The following is a 929-nucleotide window of genomic DNA, read 5'->3' on the forward strand; positions in this document are numbered from 1 at the left end:
CTATCTGGTGGTGACGAAGTGCGACCTGCTCGCGGGCTTCACCGAGTTCTTCGACGACCTCGGCCACGAAGAGCGTACGCAGGTATGGGGCATGACGTTTCCGCTCGACGAATCGGCGAATGCGGAGCGGGCGCTCGGCGTGTTCCCCGGCGAATTCGATGCGCTCGGCGACCGGCTGCAAGCACGCGTGCTGCACCGCATGCAGCGCGAAACCGATGTACTCCGCCGCGCGTTGATCTACGGGTTTCCACAGCAATTCGCGGGACTTCAGCCGGCGCTGCGCCGCTTTCTCGACGATACGTTTCGCGGCACGCGCTACGAAACGGCGCCGCTTTTGCGCGGCGTGTACTTTACGAGCGGCACGCAGCACGGCCGGCCGATCGATCGCGCGATCAGCTCGATCGCTCAGTCGTTCGGGCTGCGCCGCGATGTGGCCTTCAACCGCGACGCGGCGGGGCGCGCGTACTTCATCAACCGGTTGCTGAAGGACGTGGTGATCGGCGAAGCGGGGCTGGCCGGTTCGAATCCGCGGCTCGAGCGCTGCCGGGCGTGGCTGCAGCGCGGCGCGCTCGCGCTGATCGGCATGACGCTCGCACTGGCGTTGACCGGCATGGCGGTGAGCTATCAGCGCAACCGCGCGTATGTCGCGACGTTCGACCAGCAGATGCGCCATCTGCAACAGCTCACGGCCCACGCCGATGCGCTGGGCGATCCGCGCGCGCTCCTGCCGATGCTCGACGCGGCGCGCGCGCTGCCGGGCGGCGCTGCGGACGCGGGCAAGCCCGTGCCGTGGCTCACGCGGCTGTGGCTGTATCAGGGCGACAAGCTCGGCCAGCAGGCGCAGGTGACGTATCGGCGGCTGCTCGATGACGCGTTGCTGCCGCTCGTCGTCGCGCGGCTCACGGATGCGCTGCGGCGCGGTGCGGACA

General features: G+C 68.9%; 1 protein-coding gene. It reads left to right on the top strand.

Going from position 1 to position 929, the window contains the following annotated elements:
* Positions 1–929 (top strand): type VI secretion protein IcmF/TssM N-terminal domain-containing protein (locus AWB67_RS38640; RefSeq protein ID WP_327367274.1); only part of this gene is annotated, 929 nt, incomplete at both ends.

The sequence above is a fragment of the Caballeronia terrestris genome (genome assembly GCF_001544515.1).
In the GTDB taxonomy this organism is placed as follows: Bacteria; Pseudomonadota; Gammaproteobacteria; order Burkholderiales; family Burkholderiaceae; genus Caballeronia; species Caballeronia terrestris.